Annotated in this window: 25 protein-coding genes; 21 read left to right on the top strand and 4 right to left on the bottom strand. The window is 70.7% G+C overall.

Annotated elements, in window-relative coordinates; genetic code table 11:
* Position 1: 1 nt before the first annotated feature.
* The 8 genes from ACIRON_RS14265 to ACIRON_RS14300 are packed head-to-tail and all read left to right on the top strand — an operon-like array spanning position 2 to position 8,363.
* Positions 2-1,354, top strand: coding sequence for an MCE family protein (locus ACIRON_RS14265; protein ID WP_402992934.1), 1,353 nt, complete (start codon positions 2-4; stop codon positions 1,352-1,354).
* Positions 1,351-2,409: an MCE family protein gene (locus ACIRON_RS14270; RefSeq protein WP_402992935.1), complete on the top strand. Its 1,059-nt coding sequence runs from the start codon at positions 1,351-1,353 to the stop codon at positions 2,407-2,409. The genes ACIRON_RS14265 and ACIRON_RS14270 overlap by 4 nt, the downstream gene beginning before the upstream one ends.
* The gene (locus ACIRON_RS14275) at positions 2,406-3,482 is read left to right on the top strand and encodes an MCE family protein (RefSeq protein WP_402992936.1); all 1,077 of its coding nucleotides are present in this window, start codon (positions 2,406-2,408) and stop codon (positions 3,480-3,482) included. The genes ACIRON_RS14270 and ACIRON_RS14275 overlap by 4 nt, the downstream gene beginning before the upstream one ends.
* A 4-nt stretch (positions 3,483-3,486) precedes the next feature.
* On the top strand, positions 3,487-4,698 hold the full coding sequence (locus ACIRON_RS14280; RefSeq protein ID WP_402992937.1) for an MCE family protein: 1,212 nt from the start codon (positions 3,487-3,489) through the stop codon (positions 4,696-4,698).
* Complete coding sequence (locus ACIRON_RS14285) at positions 4,695-5,846, top strand: MCE family protein (RefSeq protein ID WP_402992938.1); 1,152 nt, start codon at positions 4,695-4,697, stop codon at positions 5,844-5,846. The genes ACIRON_RS14280 and ACIRON_RS14285 overlap by 4 nt, the downstream gene beginning before the upstream one ends.
* Positions 5,843-7,261 carry an MlaD family protein gene (locus ACIRON_RS14290; protein WP_402992939.1) on the top strand — a complete coding sequence of 473 codons (1,419 nt, stop codon included), beginning with the start codon at positions 5,843-5,845 and terminating at the stop codon, positions 7,259-7,261. The genes ACIRON_RS14285 and ACIRON_RS14290 overlap by 4 nt, the downstream gene beginning before the upstream one ends.
* Positions 7,258-7,731: a hypothetical protein gene (locus ACIRON_RS14295; protein ID WP_402992940.1), complete on the top strand. Its 474-nt coding sequence runs from the start codon at positions 7,258-7,260 to the stop codon at positions 7,729-7,731. The genes ACIRON_RS14290 and ACIRON_RS14295 overlap by 4 nt, the downstream gene beginning before the upstream one ends.
* Complete coding sequence (locus ACIRON_RS14300; protein WP_402992941.1) at positions 7,728-8,363, top strand: hypothetical protein; 636 nt, start codon at positions 7,728-7,730, stop codon at positions 8,361-8,363. Before ACIRON_RS14295 ends, ACIRON_RS14300 begins: the two co-directional genes overlap by 4 nt.
* A 115-nt stretch (positions 8,364-8,478) precedes the next feature.
* Here the strand turns inward: ACIRON_RS14300 and ACIRON_RS14305 are convergent, their stop codons facing one another.
* From ACIRON_RS14305 to ACIRON_RS14315, 3 genes are all read right to left on the bottom strand, one after another.
* Positions 8,479-9,297: an oxygenase MpaB family protein gene (locus ACIRON_RS14305; RefSeq protein WP_402992942.1), complete on the bottom strand. Its 819-nt coding sequence runs from the start codon at positions 9,295-9,297 to the stop codon at positions 8,479-8,481.
* Between the two features lie 70 nt (positions 9,298-9,367).
* Positions 9,368-10,462 (bottom strand): lipocalin-like domain-containing protein, encoded by a 1,095-nt coding sequence (locus ACIRON_RS14310; RefSeq protein WP_402992943.1) that lies wholly within the window; start codon positions 10,460-10,462, stop codon positions 9,368-9,370.
* Positions 10,463-10,479: 17 nt separating this feature from the next.
* Positions 10,480-11,766 (bottom strand): oxygenase MpaB family protein, encoded by a 1,287-nt coding sequence (locus ACIRON_RS14315; protein WP_402992944.1) that lies wholly within the window; start codon positions 11,764-11,766, stop codon positions 10,480-10,482.
* A 94-nt stretch (positions 11,767-11,860) separates the two neighbouring features.
* On the opposite strand from ACIRON_RS14315, the gene ACIRON_RS14320 reads away from it, so the two are divergent.
* Positions 11,861-12,454: a TetR/AcrR family transcriptional regulator gene (locus ACIRON_RS14320; protein ID WP_402992945.1), complete on the top strand. Its 594-nt coding sequence runs from the start codon at positions 11,861-11,863 to the stop codon at positions 12,452-12,454.
* A 31-nt stretch (positions 12,455-12,485) separates the two neighbouring features.
* Here ACIRON_RS14320 and ACIRON_RS14325 read toward each other — a convergent pair whose 3' ends face one another.
* A complete protein-coding gene (locus ACIRON_RS14325; protein WP_402992946.1) occupies positions 12,486-13,046 on the bottom strand; it encodes a MarR family winged helix-turn-helix transcriptional regulator in 561 nt (186 codons plus the stop codon).
* 159 nt (positions 13,047-13,205) lie between these two features.
* On the opposite strand from ACIRON_RS14325, the gene ACIRON_RS14330 reads away from it, so the two are divergent.
* The 12 genes from ACIRON_RS14330 to ACIRON_RS14385 all read left to right on the top strand — a co-directional run bounded on the left by ACIRON_RS14330 (position 13,206) and on the right by ACIRON_RS14385 (position 24,890).
* Complete coding sequence (locus tag ACIRON_RS14330) at positions 13,206-14,582, top strand: MFS transporter (protein ID WP_402992947.1); 1,377 nt, start codon at positions 13,206-13,208, stop codon at positions 14,580-14,582.
* Entirely contained in the window at positions 14,579-16,069 is a 1,491-nt protein-coding gene (locus ACIRON_RS14335; protein ID WP_402992948.1) for an aldehyde dehydrogenase, read from the top strand. The genes ACIRON_RS14330 and ACIRON_RS14335 overlap by 4 nt, the downstream gene beginning before the upstream one ends.
* Positions 16,070-16,175: 106 nt before the next feature.
* A complete protein-coding gene (locus ACIRON_RS14340) occupies positions 16,176-17,141 on the top strand; it encodes a VOC family protein (protein ID WP_402992949.1) in 966 nt (321 codons plus the stop codon).
* Positions 17,138-17,932, top strand: a complete 795-nt coding sequence (locus tag ACIRON_RS14345) for an aspartate dehydrogenase domain-containing protein (RefSeq protein WP_402992950.1) — start codon at positions 17,138-17,140, stop codon at positions 17,930-17,932. The genes ACIRON_RS14340 and ACIRON_RS14345 overlap by 4 nt, the downstream gene beginning before the upstream one ends.
* Before the next feature lie 7 nt (positions 17,933-17,939).
* The gene (locus ACIRON_RS14350) at positions 17,940-18,743 is read left to right on the top strand and encodes an alpha/beta fold hydrolase (protein ID WP_402992951.1); all 804 of its coding nucleotides are present in this window, start codon (positions 17,940-17,942) and stop codon (positions 18,741-18,743) included.
* A 56-nt stretch (positions 18,744-18,799) separates the two neighbouring features.
* Positions 18,800-19,324, top strand: coding sequence for a cupin domain-containing protein (locus tag ACIRON_RS14355; RefSeq protein WP_091047114.1), 525 nt, complete (start codon positions 18,800-18,802; stop codon positions 19,322-19,324).
* A gap of 3 nt (positions 19,325-19,327) precedes the next feature.
* Positions 19,328-20,068 (top strand): 3-oxoacyl-ACP reductase family protein, encoded by a 741-nt coding sequence (locus tag ACIRON_RS14360; protein ID WP_402992952.1) that lies wholly within the window; start codon positions 19,328-19,330, stop codon positions 20,066-20,068.
* Between the two features lie 36 nt (positions 20,069-20,104).
* On the top strand, positions 20,105-20,890 hold the full coding sequence (locus ACIRON_RS14365; RefSeq protein ID WP_402992953.1) for an SDR family oxidoreductase: 786 nt from the start codon (positions 20,105-20,107) through the stop codon (positions 20,888-20,890).
* A gap of 10 nt (positions 20,891-20,900) precedes the next feature.
* The gene (locus ACIRON_RS14370) at positions 20,901-22,604 is read left to right on the top strand and encodes a thiamine pyrophosphate-binding protein (RefSeq protein ID WP_402992954.1); all 1,704 of its coding nucleotides are present in this window, start codon (positions 20,901-20,903) and stop codon (positions 22,602-22,604) included.
* On the top strand, positions 22,601-23,563 hold the full coding sequence (locus ACIRON_RS14375) for a PDR/VanB family oxidoreductase (RefSeq protein WP_402992955.1): 963 nt from the start codon (positions 22,601-22,603) through the stop codon (positions 23,561-23,563). Before ACIRON_RS14370 ends, ACIRON_RS14375 begins: the two co-directional genes overlap by 4 nt.
* Positions 23,564-23,600: 37 nt before the next feature.
* Positions 23,601-23,831 (top strand): recombinase-like helix-turn-helix domain-containing protein, encoded by a 231-nt coding sequence (locus ACIRON_RS14380; protein ID WP_402992956.1) that lies wholly within the window; start codon positions 23,601-23,603, stop codon positions 23,829-23,831.
* A gap of 3 nt (positions 23,832-23,834) precedes the next feature.
* The gene (locus tag ACIRON_RS14385) at positions 23,835-24,890 is read left to right on the top strand and encodes a Rieske 2Fe-2S domain-containing protein (protein ID WP_402992957.1); all 1,056 of its coding nucleotides are present in this window, start codon (positions 23,835-23,837) and stop codon (positions 24,888-24,890) included.
* Positions 24,891-24,920: the final 30 nt, after the last annotated feature.

Below are 24,920 nucleotides of genomic sequence, written 5' to 3' on the forward strand. Positions count from 1 at the left end.
GATGTCGCAGGTCGGTCGAAGAGCGGCGTACGGGATGGTCTACTGCCTGGTCCTGGGGCTGCTGGTCACGCTGTGCGTCGGCATCTACCGCAAGGCGATGCCCTGGCAGCGGAGCGCGGAGGTCACCCTGGTCGCGGCGCGTGCCGGGCTCGGGCTCAACCCGCAGTCGGACGTGAAGTTCCAAGGTGTCCTGGTCGGGCAGGTCTCGGCGGTGCACGCCCGACCCGACGGCGTACGCGTCGACCTGGCCATCGACAAGTCCAAGCTCGCCCTCATCCCCGAGAGCGTGTCCCCGCGGGTGGTGCCCAAGACCCTCTTCGGTGACAAGTTCGTCGACCTGGTCGGCTCGCCCGAGGCCGGTCCGGAGCGGCTCAGGTCGGGCCAGGAGCTCGAGGTCGACGAGGTCGCGGTCGAGGTCAGCGACCTGTTCAGCCGGCTGGAGTCGATCCTGGCCGCGGTCGACCCGGCGAAGCTGTCCACGGTGCTCTCGGTGATCGCCGAGGTGCTCCAGGGCCGCGGAGAGCAGATCGCGGCCACGCTCAACCGGACCCGCGAGTTCCTGGAGCAGGTCGACCCGCACCTGCCCACGCTGGTCGAGGACCTGCGCAAGCTCGACCGGACCGCGGACGTCTACGCCGAGGGCGCCGACGACCTCGGCACGATCCTGACCTCGGCCGCCGACCTGAGCCGGGACCTGCTGGTGCCGAGGCAACGCTCCTTCGACGAGCTGCTCGACCAGGTCACGGGGGTCTCGAAGCAGACCTCCGACCTGCTCGATCGGAGCGGGGCCACGTTCGTGAAGGTGACCGGGCGCCTGGAGCCGGTCACCGAGCTGCTGGAGGAGTACTCCTCGGTGCTCGGATGCACGGTCACCGGCACCCGGATCGTCGACACCCTCGCCAACGAGGTGATGGGATCACGCGGCCCCTACGCCAGCCTGACCTTCGACATGATCACCGACCAGGCGCCCTACACCTACCCCGACGATCTGCCGACCAACCCCGACTCGACCGCTCACGACAGCAAGCTCCCGGCGATCTATCCCGGCTGGGAGCCGCACTGTCCGGAGTTCACCGACGCCGTGCTGGCGATGCGCAACCACGGCCCTTACTCCCAGCTGCTTCCGGGTGTCGTGCTCGACCTGGACGAGAAGCACGGGGCGAGCCAGGACGCCCCCTCGCAGAGCGAGCGGGAGAGCGCGGCGATGACCAGCGCGGCGGTGGCCCGGGCGCGGGAGGCGCTGGCGCGGGCGATGGCCGCCTCGCTCACGGGCCGACCGCAGGACGAGGTGCCCGGTTATGCCGGGATGCTGCTGACCCCGATGGTCTCGGACGGAGAGGTGGACCTGCCATGAGCCACGGACGGAGCCCGCTGCCCGCCTCCGCGGTCAAGCTGACGGTGTTCGCCGCCGCATGCGCGGTTCTGGTGGGGCTGCTCGCCGTGGCGATCGGGAACATCTCCTTCCGCAGCACCCATACCTACGCCGGTCTGTTCACCGATGCCACCGGGGTGCAGCAGGGCGACCGGGTGCGGTTCGCCGGCGTGGACGTCGGATCGGTGCAGGGCGTCGAGCTCGACGGCGACGACCTGGCCCGGGTGATCTTCGAGGTCGACGAGGAGATCCCGATGTACGCCGCCGCCCGGCTCCAGCTGCGCTACGAGAACCTGCTCGGCCAGCGCTATCTGTCGATCTCCGCCGATCCCGGCGGAGCCGAGACGAAGATGCCGCCCGAGGGGACCTACGGGGTCGACCACACCACGCCCGCGCTCAACCTGACCGACCTGTTCAACGGCTTCCAGCCGCTGTTCCGGGCTCTGGACCCGGCCAAGGTCAACCAGCTGAGCATGGAGCTGGTGCGTGCGTTCCAGGGCGAGGCCGGCCGGATCAGCTCGCTGATGACGCACCTGGAGTCGCTGACCAGCACGATCGCCGACCGGCAGCAGGTCATCGACCGGGTGATCGACAACCTCAACACGGTGCTCACCACGGTCGGCGAGCGCGATGCCAACCTGACCGCCCTGATCGTCGAGTTCAAGCAGCTGATGACCGGCCTGGCCGCCGACAAGGACACGATCAGCGCCTCGCTCACCGACACCGCGGACCTGCTGACCACGGGTGGGGCGCTGCTGCGTGACGTACGCAGTCCGTTGCACGACAACCTCGTCCCGCTCAGCGACCTGAGCGCCCAGCTCTACGACGACCGCGACATCCTCGACAAGTCGCTCGACCGAGCGCCGATCAAGCTGCGCGCGGCCAACCGGGCCGCCTCGCACGGATCGTGGTTCAACTTCTTCGCCTGCCAGATCGGCCTGCAGATCACCTTGCTGGACGGGCAGGTCATCAACCTGAGCAGTCCGTCGGTCTCGGCCAACGAGCGCGACACCGTCTGCGGTGGAGGTGAGCTGTGAACCGGACCCGCACCGAACAGGACTTCGTACGCTTCGCCGCGATCGGCACGCTCGCCGTCGCGCTCGTCTTCGTCGGTGTCCTGACCTGGAAGCGGCTGCCGCTGGTCAGCGGTGACACCACGACCTACACGGCAGAGTTCGCCGACGCCTCCGGTCTCGTTGCCGGCGAGGACGTCCGGGTGGCCGGGGTGAAGGTCGGCACGATCAGCGACATCAGGCTCGGCAGGGGCAAGGTTCTGGTCGACATCGAGGTCGACGGCCTCGAGGTGGGTGAGCAGAGCACGGCCCGGATCGAGATCAAGACGCTCCTGGGCCAGCACTACGTCAGCCTGCAGTCCGACGGCGAGCCGCTGCGCGACGGCGGGGTGATCCCGCTCGCGCACACCTCCACCCCGGTCGACATCGTCCCCACGCTCGACGAGCTCGGCGCGAAGACCGCCGAGCTCGACTCGGCGAAGATGGCCGAGGCGTTCGCGGCGCTGGCCACGGTCCTCGACAGGTCAGCGCCTCAGCTGGAGCCGACGCTGAGGTCGCTCACCGACATCTCCGAGGCGATCAGCTCGCGCGATGCGAAGATCCGTGAGCTCTTCGAGAACACCAAGACGGTCTCCGGCGTGGTCGCGGCCCGCGACCAGGACCTGAAGGAGCTGCTGGCCAGCTCCGTGCAGGTGCTGCAGATGCTCGAGGATCGCCGCGAGGTGCTCGACCAGCTCATCTCCGGCACCAAGCTGCTGGCGACCCAGGTGCGTGCGGTGATCAGCGAGAACGAGGCGCTGATCGAGCCGACCCTGGCCAAGCTGGACGCGGTCTTGAAGGTGCTGCGCGCCAATCGCGAGCAGATCGACGCCATCCTCGAGAACAGCCTGGCCTACGCCCGCTCCTTCATGGGTGTCGCCGGCACCGGCCGCTGGCTCGACGCGACCGTCGGTCTGCCGCAGGGCGCCGCGGTGTGCCTGCAGCCGACCACCGGTGACCTGGGCGACCTGGTCGGAGGCCTGCTGAGCGAGGCCAACAAGGCGCTCAACGACTCCGACCAGCCGTGCCTGCCGGCCGGGCCCGCGGTGACGAGGTGAACCGATGAGAAGCTTCCGGATCTGGACAGCCCTGGTCGTCGCGATCCTGCTCGTCGGGGTCGGCGTCGCCGTCGTCGGCCAGCGCGACCAGGACCGTCGGGTCACGGTGATGTTCAGCCGCACCACCAGCCTGTACGAAGGTGCCGCGGTCAAGGTCCTCGGCGTCAAGGTCGGCCGGGTCACGCAGATCGAGGTCGACGGCACCGCGGTCGCGGTCTCGATGACCTATGACCGCGACGTACGCCTGCCGAAGGACGTGCACGCGATGATCGTGCCGCCCTCGCTGGTCGGTGACCGGTTCGTACAGCTGGCACCGGCGTACGTCGAGGGGCCGGTGCTGGCCGACGACGCCCGGCTCGGGGTGGAACGTTCCGGAGTGCCGCTCGAACTCGACGACACCTACCAGGGCCTGGACGAGCTCGCGGTCGGGCTCGGGCCCCAGGGCGCCAACCAGGATGGCGCGCTCTCCGCACTGGTCGCGTCCTCGGCAGAGGCGCTCGACGGCAACGGTGAGCTCTACCGGGAGACGGTGACCGAGCTGGCCGCCGCGCTCGACACGCTCGCGACCAGCAGCGATGACGCCTCGGCGACCGTGACCAACCTGAACACGACCACCAAGACCCTCGCCGGCAGCGACGAGGAGATCCGTGCGGTCGTCACGGCCCTGGCCGGCATCGGGGTGCAGCTCAACGGGCAGCGCGGCGACATCAAGGCAGCCGTCGAGCAGCTCCGGCAGGCGCTCGAGACGCTGGCCGACTTCGTGCACGGCAACCGCGGCAACCTGGACAGGACCATCGCCGACCTCACCGCGGTCGTGGACCAGCTCGACGACCACAACGCCGAGATCGGCGAGGTGATCAGCCTGACCCCCGCCGGCCTGTCGAACCTGATCGAGTCCTTCGTCCCGATCAACTCCAAGATCGACGACGTCACCAAGCTCGACCCGGCCGCGCGAGCCGGCTCGCTGGTGCTGCGGGCCAACCTTCTCGACAACCTCGACGTCACCCTCGCCACCCTCTTCGACACGGTCTGCGCGGAGTTCCCGGCCGAGCTGAAGGTGCAGCTCTCGGGAATCTGCGGGGCGCTGCGCGCCGTGGGCGGCGACGTCGGGAAGCTGCTCGACCAGCTCGTGCACGCCTCGCCCGACGGGATTCTCCAGCTCTCCGGCGGCTCGACCACGACCCTGCCGGGTCTGCTGACCGGAGGAGTGGAATGAAGCGACTCACGATCGCGCTGGCGGCAGGCTCGCTCGCCTTGAGCGGCTGCTCCTTCACCCGCGTACAGGACCTGCCGTTGCCCGGTTCCGTGCGCGGCGAGGACACCTACCCGGTGACCGTGGTCTTCGCCGACGCCAACAACCTGGTGCCCAACGAGACCTGCCGGATGAACGACGCGATCATCGGATCGGTGGAGTCGGTCACCTTGGCCAAGGACCTGCGGGCTCAGGTGGTGTGCCGGGTGAAGCGGTCGGTGAAACTGCCCGCCAACCTCTCGCCGACGCTGGCCGAGACCAGCCTGCTGGGGGAGAGGTACGTCGCGCTCGACCCGCCCGCCGGCGAGGAGTCGCGCGGTCGGCTGGCTCCCGGCGCCACCATCGAGGAGGCCGCGACCCACATCAGCCCGAACGTCGAGGTGGTGCTCAGTGCCCTCTCCCAGGTGCTCAACGGAGGCAACCTCGGCAAGGTCGCCTCGATCACCGACGAGCTCACCGCGGTGCTCGAGGGCACCGACGTGCCCGCGACCCTGAAGGCGATCGAGCGGTTCATCGCCACGCTCGACACCAACCGCGACACCCTGGTCCGGACCCTGGACTCGCTCGACCGGTTCGCGGCCCGGCTGGCCGAGCAGCGCACGGCCATCGCGGCGGCGATCGACTCGGTGCCCGGCGGGCTGCGGGTCCTGGAGCAGGAGCGCCCCAAGGTGGTCCGCACCCTGGCCGCGGTCCAGGATCTCTCCGAGCGGGCGACCACGGTGATCGACCGGAGCAAGCGGGCCACCGTCGCCGACCTGAAGCGGCTGGTGCCGGTCGTGGAGTCGCTGGCCACCAGCGGCAACGACCTGGCGATGCTGATCGAGCGGCTCAGCACCTTCCCGTTCCCGACCAACACGATGGCGGTGATGAAGGGCGACTACGGCGGCGCGCTCGCCAACATCGTGGTCGACGTCGACCTGCTCAACCAGCTCCTGATGCCGCAGGCCGGGTCGCTGGCGGCCGAGACGGCGAAGGATGCCGCTCGGGAGACACCGGACCCATCGGCTCCGGACCCGCTGGCCGAGCTTCCCCTCGACGACCTGCTCGGCTACGCGCCGCCGCTGGGCCTGGAGGACATCGTCGGCGGCCTCCTCGGCGGAGGCACCCCATGAGGCGCGTGACGCGGATCCAGCTGATCGCCTTCGTGCTGCTCTCGGTGTTGGCGATCGGCTACGGCTCGGTGCGATATCTCGACGCGGGCGACCTGGTCTCTCCGCCCTACGAGGTCTCGGCGGAGTTCGCCGGATCGGGCGGCGTCTACCCGCGGGCCAACGTCGAGCTCCTCGGCGCCAAGGTCGGTGAGGTCACCGAGCTCCGGCCGGGACCCGGCACCGGCACCACCGTCGTCATGGCGGTCGAGGAGGGCGTGGAGATCCCCCGAGCGGTCGAGGCCCGGATCCGGGTGAAGTCGGCGATCGGGGAGCAGTACGTCGAGCTGACCCCCACCCGCGCCGGAGCACCCCACCTCCGGGCCGGTGACGTGATCCCGGTGGCGGCGACCCAGACGCCCGTCGACACCGCGACGCTCCTCCAGCACGTCGACGCCCTGATGAGCTCGCTCGACCCCGACGACCTCGCCACCGTGCTCGACGAGCTCTCGACCGGGCTCTCGGGCGGCTCGGGACCGGCCACCGAGCGGATCCTGGACGACTCCGCCGAGCTCTCGAAGGTCGCCCTCGACAACGTCGAGGAGATCAACTCGCTGATCGACAACGCCCGCACCGTCCTCGACACCCAGGCCGATCTGGCGCCGACCACGAGCATGTTCCTGGAGCAGATCGCCGGGCTGCTCTCCCAGTTGGAGTCGATCGAGCCGGAGATCGGCGAGGTGTTCACCCAGGGCGTGCGCGCCGGCACCGAGATGAACGGTCTCCTCTCCGTCAACTCCTCGGCCATCCCGCTGCTTCTCGACGACACCCTGCACACCGTCGAGATGGTCGGCGCGCGACTGCCGTCGGTGCGCAAGCTGCTGGTCATGCTGCCGTGGATCCAGGAGTCGGTCTCGGCCGTGTTCCGCTACTGCGACGAGATCGACCCGAAGACGGCCGAGCCGGTGAAGAGCTCGTGCCACTACGACCAGCACGGCCGCCCGCTCTACTCCGCCTACGTGGGTCTGCAGCTGCCCGAGGTCCCCGGTCGTCGGGGCGGACAGTCCTACTTCCCGTGCACCGAGGGCTACGAGGGCACCACCCGCTACCTGCCCGACGGCACCCCGCTCGAAGGCGACGGGCCGCCGCAGGAGAAGGATGCCGATCCCAACCTGGAGGCTCGGTGCACGGTCGACCCGACCGATCCGGTGGCTCCCGACGTACGCGGGTCCCAGAACGTCGACATCCCCGGGACGCCCGCGGTCGAACGGCACTCCGCCCAGGATGCCTCGACGCCCGAGATCGCGCTCTACGACCCCAACACCCACACCGTCGCGACCCCTGACGGGACGGTGCGGATGGACACGTCCGCGCCGCCGTCCGCGGCGGGCGACCGGCTCGGTTGGCTTCTGACCGGCGCCATGAGAGGAGAACGATGAGCAGGCGAAAGATCGTGACCGGGGTGCTGGCGCTCGCGCTGGCGGCGCTGGTCGCCGCCAACGTCGTGGTCAGGATCCGCGCGACCGACGACGAGGACGGCAGGGCCGCACGCGTGGTCGCCCAGCAGGCCGTGACCGGGTTCTTCAGCCTGAACCACGCCGACCCCGGCAAGGACGTCGACGCGGTCGTGGCGCTCTCGACGGGCACGTTCAAGAAGGAGTACGCCGCCAAGCGCTCCGACATCGTGGAGAGCGTCACCAAGAACGAGATGGTCGTGAAGGCGACGGTGCCCGGTGACGGTGCCGCGCTGGAGTATCTGTCGCCGACCTCGGCCCGGGTGCTCGTCGCGGTCGACGTGCACTCGACCTCGAAGAGCGAGTCGAGCGACTCCCGCTACCGCACCCGGGTGCGACTGGCCAAGCAGGACGACGGCGCCTGGAAGGTGTCGGGACTGGAGCAGATCGGATGAGCGAGACCACGCAGGAGACTGCTCCCGAAGCCGCCGAGGAGAGCCCGGACCGGACCGTCGAGGAGGCACGCCGCCTGGATCTCGGTTCGCTGCGCTCCTCGCTCGGCACCCACCGCCTCCACGCCGCACTGGCAGCCCTGGTCCTGGTGGCCGCGGGCCTGCTCGCCTGGCAGCTGCTCGCCGCGTCCGCGGAGGACCCCGTCCGCCCGGTGACCTCGAAGGACGGCTACCGGGCCGGCACGGTGCCGGTTGCGCAGGACGCCCTCGAGGTGGCCGTCGAGGCCCTGCCCGCGGCGCTCACCTACGACTACCGCACCCTCGACCAGAGCCGTGCGCAGGCGACCGCCCAGATGACGCCGGCCTTCGCGAAGGAGTTCGCGGGGACGTACGACGAGACCGTCGGCAAGCTCGCCGAGGACAAGCAGGCGGTCACCAAGGCGGTCGTCCGCGGCGGCGGCGTGCTCAGCGCGAGTGAGACCAAGGTGACCACGCTCGTCTTCGTCGACCAGGTGCTGGTGGCCAGCAAGCAGGCCGCCGACGAGGCACCGATGGTCGTCGCGCAGAGCCGCGTCGTCGTGGAGCTGCGGCGCAGCGGCGAGACCTGGAAGGTCTCCGACATCCGCCCCTTCTGACCCCACAAACGTGCCGAGTCGGCTCGTCCTGACCGTGGTGGACGCTGAGTCGGCTCGTTATAACGAGCCGACTCGGCGGTGGTGTTGGTCAGGATGAGCCGACTCGGCGGGGGTTCTAGATGACTCGAGCCCCGGTGCGCATACGACGGCGCATGTCCCACAGCGTCAGGTGGGCGGGGAACTGGCGAAGCCGGCGTGGCATCCGCCGGTAGACCGGCGGAAAGACCTTCCAGAACCGCTCGTAGCGCCGCTGGTCCTTCTCCGTCCACTCGAACCCGAGGATCTCGCGGGTGCGCGGGTCCAGGTTGCCGCGGTCGAGCAGGGCCTGGAGCGGGGTCATCCAGCGCAGCCAGATCGGCGCGCCCTGGGTGATCAGCCGGTGACAGAAGTCCTGGACGGCGGGGTCGGGTTCCAGGCCGGCGATCTGCCGCTCCCAGTACGCGTCGAACTCCTCGAGCGTCTCGGGCCACTGCTCGGGGCGTACCTGCAGGGCGTTGCCGAAGATCTGCGCGTCGCGGTAGAGCCGTAGCCGCACCTCCGGGCTCGGTGGGCCCCAGATCCGCTCGTGGATGAAGATCCCGTTGTGTGCCAGCGTCGCGGCGACCCACAGCTGCAGATCGGGGTCGAAGGCGGTGTAGCGGCCGGGGGAGCGGACCGTGCGGTGGGCCCGGTTCACCATCCTCGAGATCGCCCGGCGCTCGTCCTCGGAGCCGAGGATCATCACATAGACGTACGTCATCGTCGTCCGCAGCCGGTCCGCGGGCCGTTGCAGCGTGGTGCTGTGCTCGGCGACGCCGAGCCCGACCCCCTTCTCGGCGAGCTGGAAGAACACGGTCGATCCGGCTCCGAGCATCAACGCCTGCTCGGCGATGAGATCGGCCAGTCCGTACCCGTCGTTCTGGTTGGTCTCGGTGGGGCGTTCGGCGATGCTCATGGGGGCTTGCCTTCCTTCCCGATTCGGAGTCCTTCGAGTGTAGTCCAGAATTGAATACGCGTTAGAAAAACTAGTGCAGCGCGACCAGCTCGTGGAGCGTGCTGCCACGCTCGACCCGGGTCTCGCCCTCGATCGTCACGGCGAGCTCGAAGTCGGAGAGGAACCGGAAGTAGCCGGGCCGGCCGACCAGCCGACGGATGACGGGCTTGAGCAGAGCGCCGCCGACCCTGGTGCCCACGACCGGGACGTCGTCGAGCAGATCGTGGCCGTGGATGACCTTGCGTACGTCGAGGCGCAGGTCGATCGTGGCGTCGGTGACCCCGTCGGCGGAGGCCTCGGTCTCCAGGCGGATCCAGGTGGGATGGCTGCGGCGGGCGTCGGGGTGGTGCTGCAGCGGCCCTTCGGTGAGCGTGACCTCGCCGGTGCTCAGCAGGATCTCCTCGCCCAGCGCCAGCATCAGCGGCTTCGACTCGTGGTGGTCGAAGCGTTTCTGGGTCTTCACCGTCGCGAAGACGATCGAGACGTCGTCGGTGTAGAGCCGGCCCCAGTGCCAGCGGTCGATGATCCGGGGCATGTTGCCGGCGCCCCAGTTGTGGTCGTGATAGCCGATGCCGGAAGCCTCGATGGTCTCGCCGTCGAGGACGACGGTGCCGGTCACGACCGCCCGCGGGCCGGGGACGACCCAGCCGAAGAAGTCGCTCTCGCCGTACTTCGTCCAGCCCTGGCCGGGCATCCATGACGGCGTCCGGTTGGTGAAGGTGAGGTCGAGCTCGATGCCGTCCTCGGCGACCTTGACCCGGTGCACCGGGAGCGGGTCGGTGCCGACCAGCTCGGCGGTGTTGTGGCCGATGCGGGTGCGGCACCGGTCGGCGGACGCCTCGAAGGCCATGTGCGGGTAGTGCTTGATGACCTGCCTACGAGTGCCGTCGGGGTGGTAGACGACGATCTCGACGACCGGCTTGCTGCCCGGTGGCTCCTCGGGCCGGCGCTTCTGCAGGAAGACCACGACGGTGTGGCCGGTCTCGAGGCGGGCGTCGAAGTACCAGTGCTCGAAGGCCCACTTCGAGTCGGCGGGGTGCAGCGCGTTGTCACGCGGTTCGACGACGGTCAGCTTGCCGTCCTTGCTGCCGGGGCCGCTCCAGCCCTCGGTGATGGTGATCGCCACGTCGCTCTCTCCTCGGGTCAGCGCCGCAGCGCACTGGTCGCGTCGAACTCGGCCTGCCGGCCTTCCATCTGAGCCGCGTACCAGCTGCGGCGATGGCGGTTCATCACGCCCGCGTGCAGCTGACGCAGGCCGGGCAGCCGACGCAGCAGCTCGACGAGCGTCATCAGCGGGAACCGCGCGACGATGATCAGCAGCCACGGGAACGCCGGCGGCATGTCGTACATCCTTCGGGTCTCCGGGGCCATCCACAGGGCGCAGTAGTCCGAGTAGATCCGGTAGTTGTACGCCGCCCGCAGCCGCTTGAGCCCACGCTGACCCGGTCGCGGCGCGAACGCCGCCGGGAACGACTCGATCAGCTCCTTGCCGGCCGGGCCGGCGTCGTAGCTGCGGGCCGCGGTGCTCATGAACAGCACCTGCAGCTGTTCGATGATGGTGTTCGGCGCCCACCGCGGCTGCACCCCGAGCAGGTGGCCCATGTAGCGGTTGAAGTGGATCAGCGCCCGCATCTCCTTCGGCGTCGTCTGGACGCCGGTGAGCCACAGAGCCAGCGCGGGCGCGACGGCGCCGCCGATCTGGGTCATCTGCTCGTAGGTCTGGCTGATCGGCAGGCCCCATGCCTCGTGGTCCCACTCGGGGTGGTCGCCGACCCGCTTGCGGACCGCGACGTGCATGACCCGCACCAGCATCGCGGTCTTGCGCGCCTGGGAGTTCTTCTCGAAGAGCTGGCCCGGCTCGGAGACGTCGATCCAGAACTTCACGGTCTCCAGGAACCGGCGCAGCGCGGTGTCGCCGGCGTACCCGCCCGCGAGGGACAGCGGCATCGCCACGGCGCCCTCGGTGTAGATCTCCAGCGTGATCGCGCCGGCGACGCTGAACAGCATCGTGCCCCAGCGGGTCCAGACGGCGGCCCCCTGCTCGACGAGGTCGCGGTCGACCCAGTCCGGCACGGTCTCCAGGTCGGCGAAGAGGGCCTTCATCGACTCCGGGGCGTCGGGCACGGACTCGATGCCGTGGTCGAGCGCCGACTCGAGCATCGCACGGCCCTCGCCCCGGCCGTACGTCGACCCGAAGAAGACCTCGGCGACGAACCGTTCGGCCAGCGGGTCGCCGGCGAACTGGTCCTCGCACAGCAGCCGGGCCTGCTCGTCGGTGGGGAAGAGGTCGTGCCCGGTCAGCTTCCGGAACACCGCGCGCCGGCGCTGCCAGTGGGGGAGGTCCTTGCGGTTCCAGTACTGGAACCGCGTCGGGCAGACCTCGCCCGGTGCTCCGGACGGGGGTGGCGGGGTGTGCACGTCGGTGCTCATGGGCTCTCCTGATCGCTCGTGCTGCCCGTCACCCTAACCGAGAACCGTACATCTGTGTATGGTTCTCACTTGACCGACCGAGGAGGATGGGGCGATGGCGACCCAGGTGCGACGCTCCCGCGGATCCCGGCTCACGGCCGACGACTGGGCCGCGGCCGCGCTCGACGTGCTGGTGGCCGAGGGCATCGGCGCCGTCGACATCAATGCCGTCTGTCGTCACGCCGGCGTCACGCGAGGCAGCTTCTACTGGCACTTCGCCGACCTGGCCGCCCTGCATGCGGCGATGGCCGCGCACTGGTCCGCGCAGACCCGGGAGGTGCTCGAGCAGCTGGCCGAGCTCGACCTGCTGCCGCCGCGCGAACGCCTCAGGGCGATGACCATGCGTCTGCTCGACGACTCCAACTGGGGCGTCGAGCGTGCGCTGCGCGACTGGGCCCTCACCGAGCCCACCGTCGCCGAGGTCATCGCCGAGGGCGACCGGTTCGTCTTCTCCCTCGTCGAGGGTGCCCTGCTGGAGCTTCGCGGCGACCCTGCCGAGGCCCGCGTCCTGGCCGGCCTGCTGGTCTATGCGGGCATCGGCTTCGCCCACGGCCGGTCCGGACTGCCCAAGCCGACCGCTGAGGAGATCGAGCAGCTCTTCGACCTCGTCGGCCCCGACGCGACGCCGTCATCGCCGACGGATTCCTGACTGCCGGGCGTACGTCCTCACCGGGGACGTCTCAGGAGGCGACCTCGCCGTCGGTGTCGAAGTCGGCCTCCACGATCGAGCGCTCGAGCTTGCTGAGCAGCCGGGCGAGCTCGTCGCGCTCCTCCCTGGTCAGGTGGTGGAGCAGTGCGTTCTCCGCGCGCAGGTGGTCCTCGATCGCGCGGTTGATCACCTCGAGGCCCTGGTCGGTGAGCTGGGAGTAGACGACGCGCCGATCCTCCGCGTCGCGCTGGCGGGTGATGAGTCCGGCGGCCTCGAGGCGGTCGAGCCGGAAGGTCACGCCCGCCGAGGAGAGCAGTGAGCCGCTGGCGAGATCGCGGCCGGTCTTGCGGTAGGGCGCGCCCGCGCGGCGCAGCGCGGCGAGGACGTCGAACGAGGCCGAGTTGAGATTGTGGCGGCCGAAGACCGTGGTCAGGACCGACTGGTAGCGCAGGTAGATCCGGTGCACCCTCCCGAACAGCGCGATGGGAGAGGGGTCGAGGTCGGGGCGCTCGTGTGTCCACTGGGAGACGATCGCGTCGACCGCGTCATCGCCGCCCGAGGGCTGATCGACGCTGGATCCGGTGTGACTCATGGTCGCAGTGTACGAGCCGACTCGGGCTCCGCGAGACAGGAAGTTAACACGAAGGGGGTTGACGGAGGATCGTGACGCACCGCACACTCTAAGCACTTAACGATTAAGCACTTAGGGATTATTCGTCTGTAGAGTGCTGCGAACCGAAAGTACCCTCACATGGTCAACATCACCCCGGTGCCGCCGGCCGTCACGGCCGAGCAGATCAGTGCCCGGCTCGAGCGGTTGCCGCTCTCGCGCTGGCACGTCAAGACCCGCGTGCTCGTCGGCGTGGCCACCTTCTTCGACGGCTTCGACCAGCTGATGATCGCCTACGCGCTGCCGGTGCTCATCCCGTTCTTCGGCCTGAACCCGGGCATGATCGCCTGGACGATCGCCATCGGCGGCATCGGCATGCTGCTCGGCGCGCTGGCCGGTGGCTGGCTGGCCGACCGGGTCGGCCGGGTGCCGGTCCTCGTCGGCTCGCTCGTGCTGTACGCCGTCATGAGCCTGCTCATGGCGGGCACCTCCACGCTGTGGATCTTCCTGGTGCTCCGCTTCGTCCAGGGCTTCGGGCTCGGTGCGGAGGTCCCGGTCGCGGCGACGTACATCGGTGAGATCACCCGCGCCCACCGCCGCGGTCGCTTCGTGCTGATCTACGAGCTGATCTTCCCGGCCGGGCTGGTCGCCTCGGCGCTGGTGGCGGCCTGGGTCGTACCTGCCTTCGGGTGGCGCTGGCTGTTCGCGCTCGGCGCCATCCCGCTGATCCTGGTGCCGTTCATGCGTCGCGTCCCGGAGTCGCCCCGCTGGCTCGCCGCCCGCGGCCGTCTGGAGGAGGCCGACCAGGCGACGCGCCGGATCGAGGCGGAGGTCGCCGCGCAGAAGGGTGAGCTGCCCGCCCCTGCGACCAGCTCGGCGCAGGCGGTCCGGCAGGGCCGGGCCCGCCTCTCGGAGCTGTTCCAGGGTGTCTACCTGCGGCGCACGCTGATGCTGGCAACGGCCTGGCTCACGGCGTACTTCGTCAACTACGGGATCGCCGCCTGGCTGCCCACCATCTATGGCCGGGTCTTCCATCTCGACGTCGACACCGCGCTGCGCTACAGCGTGGCCACCAGCGTCGCCGGCATCCTCGGCTGCATCGTCATCGCGCTGACCATCGACATCGTCGGTCGCCGGGTGGCGATCACGGTCGCCATGCTGGGCAGTGCGGCAACCCTGTTCGTGCTCGCCTCGACCGGAGCGACCAGCGCAAGCACCGTCCTGTTCTGGTCGGCGGCCTCGGCGATGTTCATCTTCGCGGTCAACCTCGCGCTGTACGTCTACACCGCAGAGCTCTATCCGACCCGGATGCGGGCGCTGGGCGTCAGTGTCGGTGGGGCGTTCGGCAGGCTCGGCATCATCGTCGGCCCGCTGGTCGTCGGCGGCCTGATCGGCCGCGGGTTCTCGATCGCCGACGTGTTCATCGTGATGGGTGCGGTCGCCGTCGTCGGCGCGCTCACCACCGTCGTGTTCGCGGTCGAGACCCGGGAGCGTACGTTGGAGGAGATCTCCCAGTGAGCGCCTCGGACCTGAGGGACGTGGTCGTCCCAGCCGACGAGATCCTGGTCGCGGGGGAGTGGCGTCGCGGCAGCGGATCGGGGTCGGAGAGCATCGACCCCGCCGACGGCGGCGTGATCACGACCGTGCACCACGCCTCGGAGGCCGATGTCGACGAGGCCGTCACCCGCGGAGCGGAGGCCGCCGCCACGTGGGGCCGGCTGCTCCCGCACGAGCGGGCGCGCCACCTGCACCGGATCGCCGACGGGATCGAGGGCTCGGCCGAGCGGCTCGCCCGGCTGCAGACCCGGGACACCGGCAAGACGCTGGCCGAGACCTCGGCCCTGGTCGCCAGCGCTGCGGGCACCTTCCGCTATATGGCTGCCGCGCTGGAGACCTTCGACGAGGAGCTGACCGCGCCGCGCGGGCACTCGCTCACGATGAGCGTCCACGAGCCGATCGGCGTGGTCGGCGCGATCACCCCGTGGAACTCGCCGATCGCCAGCGACGCCCAGAAGATCGCGCCCGCGCTCGCCGCCGGCAACGCGGTCGTGCTCAAGCCGGCCGAGTGGACCCCGCTGGTCTCGCTCGCCCTGGGCCGGATCATCACCGAGTCCGGGCTTCCCTCCGGTCTGGTCTCGGTGCTGCCCGGCCGGGGATCGGTCGTCGGCGACGCGATCGTGCGCCATCCCGGCGTCGGCAAGGTCTCCTTCACGGGAGGCACCACGACCGGCCGTCTCATCGCGCACGCCGCGGCCGAGAAGCTGATGCCGGTCACGCTCGAGCTGGGCGGCAAGTCCCCGACGATCGTCTTCGAGGACGCCGACGTCGAGGCCGCGATCGCGGGGATCCTGTTCGGCATCTACTCCAGCTCCGGCCAGAGCTGCATCGCCGGATCGCGGCTCTTCCTGCCCTCCGCTCGCGCCGAGGAGTTCCTCGAACGCCTGGTCAAGGCCGTCGCGCGCCTGCGCATCGGCCACGGGCTCGACCCGCTCACCCAGGTGGCGCCGCTGGTCCATCACCGGCATCGCGACAGCGTGGCCGGCCACGTCGATCGTGCCCGTGACGACGGCGGGGAGGTGCTGGTCGGTGGTGAGGTCCCCGACGGGGAGGCGTACGAAGCCGGTGCCTACTACCGCCCGACCGTCATCGCCGGCCTGGACAACTCCTCGGCGACCTGCCAGGAGGAGATCTTCGGGCCGGTGCTCTCGGTGCTCACCTATGACGACGAGGACGACCTGGTCGCCCGCGCGAACGACTCGGTCTTCGGGCTGGCGTGCGGCCTGTGGACCGGTGACTACCGGACGGCCTGGCGGGTGGCCCGCCGGATCGACGCCGGCACGGTGTGGATCAACACCTACAAGCAGTTCAGCATCTCCACCCCGTTCAGCGGGATGAAGGAGAGCGGCCTCGGCACCGAGAAGGGCCGTCGCGGCATCGCGGAGTACACGCGCCAGAAGAGCCTCTACTGGGGACTCGACGAGGCGCCGCACCCCTGGGCCGGCTGACCGGTCGCCAAAGAACGGGTCCGCAAAGTGACCTGGGTCATGGTTTCCTCTTGACATGAAAAAGCCTAAGCACTTAAATATTAACCACAAAGAGAAAGGAGTCGGGATGTCGATCGCAACACTGCACTCGCTGCGCAGCGTCCAGCTGCAGGTGCCGACCCTCACCGAGTCGACGGACTTCTACTCCGAGGTCTGGGGCCTCTCGGTCATCGAGCAGGACCACGACGACACCTGGCTGCGGGGCACGGGGGAGCACCACCACGTCCTCCAGCTGACCCGGGCGGCGCGCAACGGCCTCGGCGCCATCTCGTTCGCGGTGCGTACGCCGGCCGAGGTCGACGAGGCCGCTCGCCGGCTCGCCCTCCGCGGGATCCCGATGCTCACCGAGCCGGGCGCCCTGGACCAGGCGGGCGGCGGCTACGGCATCCGCTTCGCCGACCCCGAGGGCCGGGTGATCGAGCTCGTCGCCGACGTCCACGCCGTCAAGCCGCTCGACCGGGACCGTCCGGTCCCGATCGGGGTCACGCACGTCGTGCTCAACACGGTCGACATCGACCGTGCGGTGGCCTTCTACACCGACGTCCTCGGGATGCGGGTCTCGGACTGGTCCGAGCACCGGATGGCGTTCCTGCGCTGCAACACCGACCATCACAGCATCGCCTTCAACCAGGCGGCGTGGACCTCGGTCAACCACGTGGCGTACGAGATGCCGAGCATGGACCACTTCATGCGGGGCATCGGCTCGCTCAAGCAGCAGGGCGTCACCCCGCTGTGGGGTCCTGGCCGCCACGGTCCGGGCAACAACACCTTCTCCTACTTCGCCGACCCCGCCGGGCTCGTGTGCGAGTACACCTCCGACGTCGCCCAGGTCGTCGAGGACCAGTGGCTGTGCAAGGTGTGGCGCCGGGTCCCCGAGCTCTCCGACCTATGGGGGACCGCGGGCCCGCCGTCCAAGGACGTACGCAGCCACATGGCCGGCGTCGAGGACGCGGGCGTCTTCGCCGACCGTCCCGAGCTGGCGACGGCCTACGCCCCGGCGACGGCCCGCGAGCTGGCGGAGGTGACCCGATGACGAAGGTCAGCATCATCGGCGCCGGCGCCATCGGCAGGCCCGTGATCGAGGCACTGGTGGCCGGTGCGGTCGAGGACATCGAGGTCGTGGGAGTCGTCAACGACACCCCGGTCGGCGAGTGCCCGGTGCCGCAGATCCGGCTCGCCAAGGCGATCGAGAGCAGCGACGTGATCGTGGAGTGCGCCGGTCAGGCGGTCGTCTCCCGGCACGGGGTCGAGATCCTCGAGGCCGGTCGCGACCTGCTGGTCACCTCGGCGGGAGCGCTGGCCGACCAGGAGCTGGTCGGCGCACTGAAGGCTGCCGGTCCGGGCCGGATGTTCATCACCTCCGGCGCCATCGGCGGTATCGACCTGCTGGTCAGCGCCGCCAGCCACGGTGCCGTGCACCGGGCGTCGGTGACGACCACCAAGCTGCCCGCGACCCTGCTGCAGCCGTGGATGGACGACGAGACCCAGGAGCGGATCCGCGCCACCAGCGGGCCGACGACGATCTTCGAGGGCTCCGCCGCCGAGGCGGCGCTCTACTTCCCGCGCTCGCTCAACGTCGCGGCGACCGTCGGGCTGGCCGTGGGCGATCTGGAGCTGGTCGAGGTGCGTCTTGTCGCCGACCCGGCCGCCTCGCTGACCAGCCATGTCATCGAGGCGGACGCGGACGCGGGCAGCTACCGCTTCGAGATCCGCAACCACCCCTCGGCAGCCAACCCGCGTACCAGCGGTGTGGTCTCGCGTGCCGTGGTCCGGTCCCTGTCCATGCTCGTCGGCCGCCCGGTCGGCGCGGTCAGCATCATCTGAGGCCGCGATGACCACCACCACGCTCCGCGCCACCGGGGTCCACGTCGAGGACACCGGCAGCGGCCCGACCATCCTGTGCCTGCACGGCATCGGGTCCAGCTCGGCCTCGTTCGCACCCCAGGTCGCGGCGCTCGCCGGCGAGTTCCGGCTGCTGGCCTGGGACGCCCCCGGCTACGCCCGCTCCGCCGATCCAGAGACCGAGCTCGACCTGGACGGCTTCGCCGACGCGGCGGCTGCCGTCATCGAGGAGTACGCGGCGGCCGGCCCGGTCCACGTCCTGGGTGTCTCCTGGGGCGGGGTGATCGCGGTCCGGCTCGCCTCCCGCCACCCGCAGCTGGTCCGCAGCCTCGTGCTCGCCGACGCGAGCCGCGGCTCCGGCACGTCGCCGGAGAAGGCGGCGGCGATGCGTACGCGGGCCGCCGAGCTCGATGCCGCCGGCAGCGCCGGCTTCGCCAGCGGTCGCGGGCCGCGGCTGGTGAGTCCGGCTGCGCCGGGCGAGCTGGTCGACCGGGTGATCGCCACGATGCGGGACTCGATCCGGGTCCCGGGCTACGCCCTGGCCGCCGAGTCGATGGCGGCGACCGACCTGAGCGCCGAGCTCGGCGCGATCGACACCCCGACGCTCGTGCTCTGCGGCGACCAGGACCAGGTCACCGGGATCACCGAGTCGCAGGCGCTCGCCGGCGGCATCCCGGACGCGGTCCTGGTGACGCTGCGCGGCGCCGGCCACCTGGCCAACCAGGAGTCGCCCGAGGCGTTCAACGCCTGGCTCTCCTCCTTCGTCGGGATCGTCGAGCGCCTCTACGGCTGACGCCCCTGACCAACCCCGAACCCGATAACGAACACAGCACCGAAAGGAACGACCCCATGTCGATCACCCAGCAGCCCCTCACGTACGAGACGGCCGAGAGCCTGGAGGAGTTCACCGACTCCATCATCCTGACCCGCGCCTCGCGTCATGAGGACTGGGACACCCTCGGCTTCCAGGCGAAGGCGGGCGACCAGTTCAAGCGCGCCCAGGTCCGCTACGTCGGCTCCGGCGCGACCGGCAACCACGAGAACGACAACCGCACCATCAAGTCCCAGGGCTTCACCTTCTCCAACATGCTGCTGCCCCCGGGCGGCGAGGGCCCCGAGCACACCCACCACGACGCCGAGGAGGCCTTCTTCGTGCTCGAGGGCGAGGTGGAGGTCGGCGTGCACCGCGACGGCCAGGTCGTCAAGCGCACCCTCGGCTACCGCGACATGATCGTGGTGCCGGCCGGCGTGCCGCGCAGCCTGAAGAACAACGGCGACACCGACGCGCTCTTCTGCGTCATCATCGGTGCCCAGAAGCCGCAGGTCCCGACGTACCCGGAGACCTCCGCGATGCACGGCGTCACCCGGGACTGACCCATGAGTCTTCACGGTGCACCGGTTCTGGTCACGGGCGCGGGCCGCGGCCTCGGGCTGGCGATCTCCCGGCGCCTGGCCCAGGCCGGTGCCCGGGTGTGGCTCGCCGACATCCGCGAGGACTGGCTGGAGACGGCCGGTGCCACCCTCCGCGAGGAGGGTCATGACGTCTCGACCGTCCCGGTCGACGTCACCGACCACGCCTCGGTGCGGGCGATGGTGAAGGAGACCGGGCCGGTCCACGGCCTGGTCAACAACGCCGCCCGCGCCGACGGGGTCGGCGGCAAGCCGGTCCACGAGATCGACCCCGCCGAGTGGGACTCGCTGATGGCGGTCAACCTGCGCGGTCCGTGGCTGGTCAGCCGCGAGGTCGTCCCGGGGATGATCGAGGCCGGCGGCGGCCGGGTGCTCAACATCGGCTCGGACTCGGCCCTCTACGGCTCGGCGAACCTCGCCCACTACATCGCCTCCAAGGGCGGTCTGGCGGCGCTGACCCGGGCGATGGCGCGCGACCTCGGTCCGTACGGGATCACCGTCAACACCCTGGCGGCCGGCCTGACGACCACCGAGGCGGCGCAGCAGATCCCCGAGCACCGCCACCAGCTCTACCGCGACAACCGGGCGCTGACCCGGGACCAGGAGCCCGCCGACGTCGTCGGCGCCGCGGCCTTCCTGCTCGGCCCCGAGGCCGCCTACATCACCGGCCAGCAGCTCGTCGTCGACGGCGGCTTCGTCTTCCACTGACAGTCCCTGACTGTTTCCACCGACAGGACCAACCCCATGGATCTCCATCTCGCCGATCGCACCGTGCTCGTCACGGGCGGCAGCTCCGGCGTCGGCCTCGCGACCGTCGCCACCCTCCTCGAGGAGGGCGCGAACGTGATCACCTGCGCCCGCCGTCTCGACGTGCTCGAGAAGGCGCTCGCCGACCTCGGCGCGCCCGCCGACCGGGTGCTCGCGATGAGCTGCGACGTACGCGACGCCGACCAGGTCAGCGCGCTGGTCGAGGCCGGGGTGGCCCGGTTCGGCGGGATCGACGGGCTGGTCAACAACGCCGGCCAGTCCCGGATGCTCGGGCTCGACAAGGCGAGCGTCGAGGACTTCCGCGACGAGCTCGACCTGAAGTTCGGCGGCGTCCTCAACGTGACCGGTGCGGCGCTCGAGCACCTGCGTGCCTCCGACGCCGCCGCGATCGTCACGATCAACGCGGTGCTCGCCCGCCAGCCCGAGCCGCGCCTGGTCACCACCTCGGCCGCGCGCGCCGGGCTGCTCAACCTGACCAAGTCGATGGCGTCGGAGTACGCACCCGACATCCGCGTCAACAGCGTCTGTCTCGGGCTGATCGACACCGGCCAGTGGCGCCGGCGCTTCGAGGCCGACGAGACGGCCGCCTCCTACGAGGCGTTCGAGCGTGACCTCGCCGACGACCGCGGCATCTCGCTGGGCCGGTTCGGCCGGGCCGAGGAGGTCGCCGCGATGGTCGTGACCCTGCTGTCCCCCCGCGCCTCGTACGTCACCGGTGCGGCGCTCGACGTGTGTGGCGGCGTTGCCCGCTACGTGGCCTGAGGAGACTGAGATGACCAACCTGACCACCGCTCCCGCACCCGATGTGGTGACCTACGCCGACGGCGGCGAACTGCTCGTCGCGGTGCTGCGCGAGGTGGGCGTCGACACCGTCTTCGGCGTCATCTCCGTGCACAACCTGCCGCTCGTCGAGGCGGTCTCGCGGGAGCTGCGCTTCGTGCCGGTACGTCACGAGGCGAGCGCCGTCAACGCCGCCGACGGCTACGCCCGGGCCACCGGCGGCCTCGGCTGCGCGCTGACCAGCACCGGCACCGGCGCGGGCAACGCGGCCGGCTCGTTGGTCGAGTCGCTGAGCTCGGCCACCTCCGTGCTGCACGTGACCGGGCAGGTCGAGTCGGCCTACCTCGGCTCCGGACGCGGCTTCATCCACGAGACCAAGGACCAGCTCGGCATGCTCGAGTCGGTCTCGCTCGACGCGGTCTGCGTGCCCTCGCTCGAGGAGTCGGCCGGCATCCTGCGCGCCGCCGTCGACCGAGCCCTCGGCGGTCCCGGCCGGGCCGGGGGCCCGGTGAGCGTCGAGTGGCCCATCGACCTGCAGTACCTGCCGCAGCGCGAGGTCGTCACCCTGGTCGAGGAGGGCTCAGCCGAGCCGGGCCCCGGCGCTCCGGCGGGGCTCGAGGAGCTGATCGACCTCGTCGTCGCCGCCGAACGCCCGCTGATCTGGGCCGGTGGCGGCGTCGCCGAGGCCGGGGCGGCGCTCACCGAGCTCATCGACGCCTGGGGCGCCGGGTTGCTGACCTCCAACTCCGGCCGCGGCGCGGTCCCCGAGGACCACCCGCTCGTGGTCGGCAACTACGGCGCCACTCCTGGTGGCGGCGCGCTGCTCGCCGAGGCCGACCTGCTGCTCACCATCGGCACCCACTTCCGCTCCAACGAGACCCGCGACTACGACCTCGTCCTGCCCGCTGTGCACGTCCAGGTCGACCTCGACCCGGCCGCGCTCGGACGCGTCTTCCCGGTCGCCGCCGGGGTGGCCGCGGATACCCGCGACGTGCTCCCGTCCCTCACCGCCGCGGTCCGCGGCCGCGCCGCGGTCGCGGGGGAGTGGCGGGCCCGGGTGACGCGGGCACGCGAGGACGTACGCACCACCCAACGCGAGGGGCTCGGCGACCACGCCGTGCTCGCCGACGCGCTGCGCTCCGCGCTGCCGCGCCGGTCGGTGCTCGCCCGCGACGTCACCATCGCGTCCTCGTCCTGGGGCAACCGGCTCTTCGAGGTCTACGACCCGCGTGACAACGTCTTCCCGCGCGGCGGCGGCATCGGCCAGGGGATCGGTATGGGGCTCGGTGCCGCGATGGGCCGTCCCGACGAGCCGACCGTGGTGATCGCCGGTGACGGCGGCCTGGCCGTACACCTCGGTGAGCTGCTCACGCTCGCCCAGGAGCGGCCGTGGCTGGTGCTGCTGGTCTTCAACGACGGCGGCTACGGCGTGCTCCGCAACATGCAGGAGGCGCGCGGTGTCGACCGGGCCGGCGTCGACCTGACGACTCCCGACTTCGCCGCGCTCGCCGGCGCGCTCGGGCTCGACTACCAGCGGATCGGCACCGCAGCCGAGGCCGCGACCGAGCTCGAGCGGGCCGTCGCCCGGCGCGGACCGGTGCTGGTGGAGGTCGACCTGGCCTCCTTCGGCCCGATGCCGCGGCCGTTCACCCCACCGGTCAAGGTTCCCGACCCGACCACGAGGAGGTCGTCATGAGTGCCGCCACCGAGGAGCAGGAGCTGGAGCTCCTGGTCAAGCAGATGACCCTGGAGGCCGACGGCGTACTGTCGCTGCGCCTCGTCCACCCCGACGGCGACGAGCTGCCGGAGTGGACCCCGGGCGCCCACGTCGACCTGACCCTGAAGGGGTCACTGGTGCGGCAGTACTCCCTCTGCGGCGACCCCGCCGACCGGAGCGGCTACCGGGTCGCGGTGCTGCGCGAGCAGGCCGCCCTCGGCGGCTCCGAGTACGTCCACGAGGGCCTGCGCCCCGGCCACCGCCTCCGGGTGGTCGGCCCCCGCAACAACTTCGACTTCCTGCCCGCCAAGCGGTACGTCTTCGTCGCCGGCGGCATCGGGATCACCCCTCTGCTCGCGATGCTGACCGAGGCCGAGCGGCAGGGCACCGACTGGGAGCTGTGGTACGGCGGCCGCCGCGAGGACTCGATGGCGTTCCTCGACGAGCTGGCCGCGTACAAGGACCGGGTTCGGGTCATCCCCGAGGAGACCCACGGCCGGCTCGACCTGGCCACCGCGCTGCCGACGCCCGACCCCGGCACGCTGGTCTACTGCTGCGGACCCGAGGGGCTGCTGGCCGCCGTCGAGGAGCACGCCGCGGGCTGGCCCGAGGGGACGCTCCAGGTCGAGCGCTTCAAGGCCAAGCAGATCGACGTCGACCCCGACGGCGAGCAGCCGATCTCGGTCGACTGCCGGCGCTCGGGCCGCGTGGTGCAGGTGCCTGCCGACGTACCGGTCATCGACGCCCTCGAGGGTGCCGGGATCACGGTCTCGAGCTCCTGTCGCGACGGCATCTGCGGCACCTGCGAGACCAAGGTGCTGGCCGGCACCCCCGACCACCGCGACTCCCTGCTCAGCGACACCGAGCAGGCGGCCGGAACCACCATGATGATCTGCGTCTCCCGGGCGCGGACCCCCGAGCTGGCGCTCGACATCTGACGCGCCGCATCGATCGCACACGAGGGAGAACACAGCAATGGGCTATCTAGCGCCGATCCAGGCGGCCGTCACCGAGACGACGCCGTGGGAGACCAAGCTCGCCGGAGCCATCGAAGAGGTCTTCGGCAGCGGCCGGCACGACCTGCCAGGGCTGGTCGACGGGCTCAACGAGCTCGGCATCCCGGCCCCCGGCGGCGGTCAGTGGACCGCCGAGGGATTCACGACAGCGATCGCCGAGCTCGCCGCGGCGGGGAAGCAGGAGGACTGAGCCATGGGACCGATGGTGAAACGACAGCTGAGCGCGGAGCAGATCCTCGCGACCGGCCTGCGCAACCAGTGGTACGCGATCTGCCCCTCCGAGATGGTGCCGCAGGGCGGCGTCCACAAGGTGCGCCGGCTCGGGATCGACTGGGTGCTGTTCCGCGAGTCCGACGGCACCCTGCGGATGCTCGAGGACCGCTGCCCCCACCGCGGCGCGCCGCTCTCGCAGGGCCAGCACCTCGGCAGCAAGATCGCCTGCGCCTACCACGGTGTCCAGGTCGACGGCACCGGCAAGGTCGTCTCGGTGCCCGGTCTGCCCGGCTGCAACCTGGAGGGCAAGACGCTGGTCCCCAGCCCGCCGCTGCAGGAGCTGGGCGGCGCGATCCTCGCCTACATCGGCGACGAGCAGCACCCCGACCCCGTCCCGGTCGCGCTGCCCGACCCGCTGGTCGACGAGGAGATCTCCTCGTTCCTCTGCTACGCCGAGTGGGACACCCCGTGGCGCTACGCCATGGAGAACCTCCTCGACCCGATGCACGGCGCCTTCCTGCACCGCGAGTCGCACTCGATGTTCGGAGGTGACGTCGAGGCCAGGTTCCGGATCCGCGAGACCGACCGCGGGTTCTTCTTCGAGAAGACCGACCAGCGTGGCGTGAACTTCGACTGGGTCGAGTTCTGCCGTACCGGCATCGACTGGGTCGACCTCTCCATCCCGTACCCGCCGACCGCCGGCCCCGGCGGCTCCTTCGGCATCGTCGGCATGGGCACCCCGATCGACGCGGGCACCACCGCGGTGTTCTTCTGGCGCTACCGCAAGGTCAGCGGCTGGGAGCGCGACGTGTGGCGCTTCCTCTACCGCACCAAGCTCGAGGCCCGCCACTGGCACGTGCTCGAGCAGGACCGGGTCATGCTCGAGGCGATGGCCGAGGACGCCGACCAGGCCGAGAACCTCTACCAGCACGACCTCGGTGTGGTCCGGCTGCGGCGGCTCTACAAGAAGCTCGCCGAGGAGCAGGCGGCAGCGCTCGCGCCTTCGCTTGAGCCGGTACCGGCCGGGCGCGCCTGAGGCGAGCCCGGCCGGCCCTGCCGGAGAAGG

It is taken from the genome of Nocardioides sp. NPDC101246, assembly GCF_044767415.1.
Classification (GTDB): domain Bacteria; phylum Actinomycetota; class Actinomycetes; order Propionibacteriales; family Nocardioidaceae; genus Nocardioides.

Excerpts from the sequence above, each read along its gene's own strand:
- ACIRON_RS14375 (WP_402992955.1), top strand. The coding sequence starts at position 22,601 with ATGAGTGCCGCCACCGAGGAGCAGGAGCTGGAGCTCCTGGTCAAGCAG.
- ACIRON_RS14270 (WP_402992935.1), top strand. The coding sequence starts at position 1,351 with ATGAGCCACGGACGGAGCCCGCTGCCCGCCTCCGCGGTCAAGCTGACG.
- ACIRON_RS14370 (WP_402992954.1), top strand. The coding sequence starts at position 20,901 with ATGACCAACCTGACCACCGCTCCCGCACCCGATGTGGTGACCTACGCC.
- ACIRON_RS14330 (WP_402992947.1), top strand. The coding sequence starts at position 13,206 with ATGGTCAACATCACCCCGGTGCCGCCGGCCGTCACGGCCGAGCAGATC.
- ACIRON_RS14345 (WP_402992950.1), top strand. The coding sequence starts at position 17,138 with ATGACGAAGGTCAGCATCATCGGCGCCGGCGCCATCGGCAGGCCCGTG.
- ACIRON_RS14340 (WP_402992949.1), top strand. The coding sequence starts at position 16,176 with ATGTCGATCGCAACACTGCACTCGCTGCGCAGCGTCCAGCTGCAGGTG.
- ACIRON_RS14365 (WP_402992953.1), top strand. The coding sequence starts at position 20,105 with ATGGATCTCCATCTCGCCGATCGCACCGTGCTCGTCACGGGCGGCAGC.
- ACIRON_RS14320 (WP_402992945.1), top strand. The coding sequence starts at position 11,861 with ATGGCGACCCAGGTGCGACGCTCCCGCGGATCCCGGCTCACGGCCGAC.
- ACIRON_RS14380 (WP_402992956.1), top strand. The coding sequence starts at position 23,601 with ATGGGCTATCTAGCGCCGATCCAGGCGGCCGTCACCGAGACGACGCCG.
- ACIRON_RS14315 (WP_402992944.1), bottom strand. The coding sequence starts at position 11,766 with ATGAGCACCGACGTGCACACCCCGCCACCCCCGTCCGGAGCACCGGGC.
- ACIRON_RS14300 (WP_402992941.1), top strand. The coding sequence starts at position 7,728 with ATGAGCGAGACCACGCAGGAGACTGCTCCCGAAGCCGCCGAGGAGAGC.
- ACIRON_RS14265 (WP_402992934.1), top strand. The coding sequence starts at position 2 with ATGTCGCAGGTCGGTCGAAGAGCGGCGTACGGGATGGTCTACTGCCTG.
- ACIRON_RS14280 (WP_402992937.1), top strand. The coding sequence starts at position 3,487 with ATGAGAAGCTTCCGGATCTGGACAGCCCTGGTCGTCGCGATCCTGCTC.
- ACIRON_RS14360 (WP_402992952.1), top strand. The coding sequence starts at position 19,328 with ATGAGTCTTCACGGTGCACCGGTTCTGGTCACGGGCGCGGGCCGCGGC.
- ACIRON_RS14325 (WP_402992946.1), bottom strand. The coding sequence starts at position 13,046 with ATGAGTCACACCGGATCCAGCGTCGATCAGCCCTCGGGCGGCGATGAC.
- ACIRON_RS14305 (WP_402992942.1), bottom strand. The coding sequence starts at position 9,297 with ATGAGCATCGCCGAACGCCCCACCGAGACCAACCAGAACGACGGGTAC.
- ACIRON_RS14290 (WP_402992939.1), top strand. The coding sequence starts at position 5,843 with ATGAGGCGCGTGACGCGGATCCAGCTGATCGCCTTCGTGCTGCTCTCG.
- ACIRON_RS14285 (WP_402992938.1), top strand. The coding sequence starts at position 4,695 with ATGAAGCGACTCACGATCGCGCTGGCGGCAGGCTCGCTCGCCTTGAGC.
- ACIRON_RS14385 (WP_402992957.1), top strand. The coding sequence starts at position 23,835 with ATGGGACCGATGGTGAAACGACAGCTGAGCGCGGAGCAGATCCTCGCG.
- ACIRON_RS14355 (WP_091047114.1), top strand. The coding sequence starts at position 18,800 with ATGTCGATCACCCAGCAGCCCCTCACGTACGAGACGGCCGAGAGCCTG.
- ACIRON_RS14295 (WP_402992940.1), top strand. The coding sequence starts at position 7,258 with ATGAGCAGGCGAAAGATCGTGACCGGGGTGCTGGCGCTCGCGCTGGCG.
- ACIRON_RS14350 (WP_402992951.1), top strand. The coding sequence starts at position 17,940 with ATGACCACCACCACGCTCCGCGCCACCGGGGTCCACGTCGAGGACACC.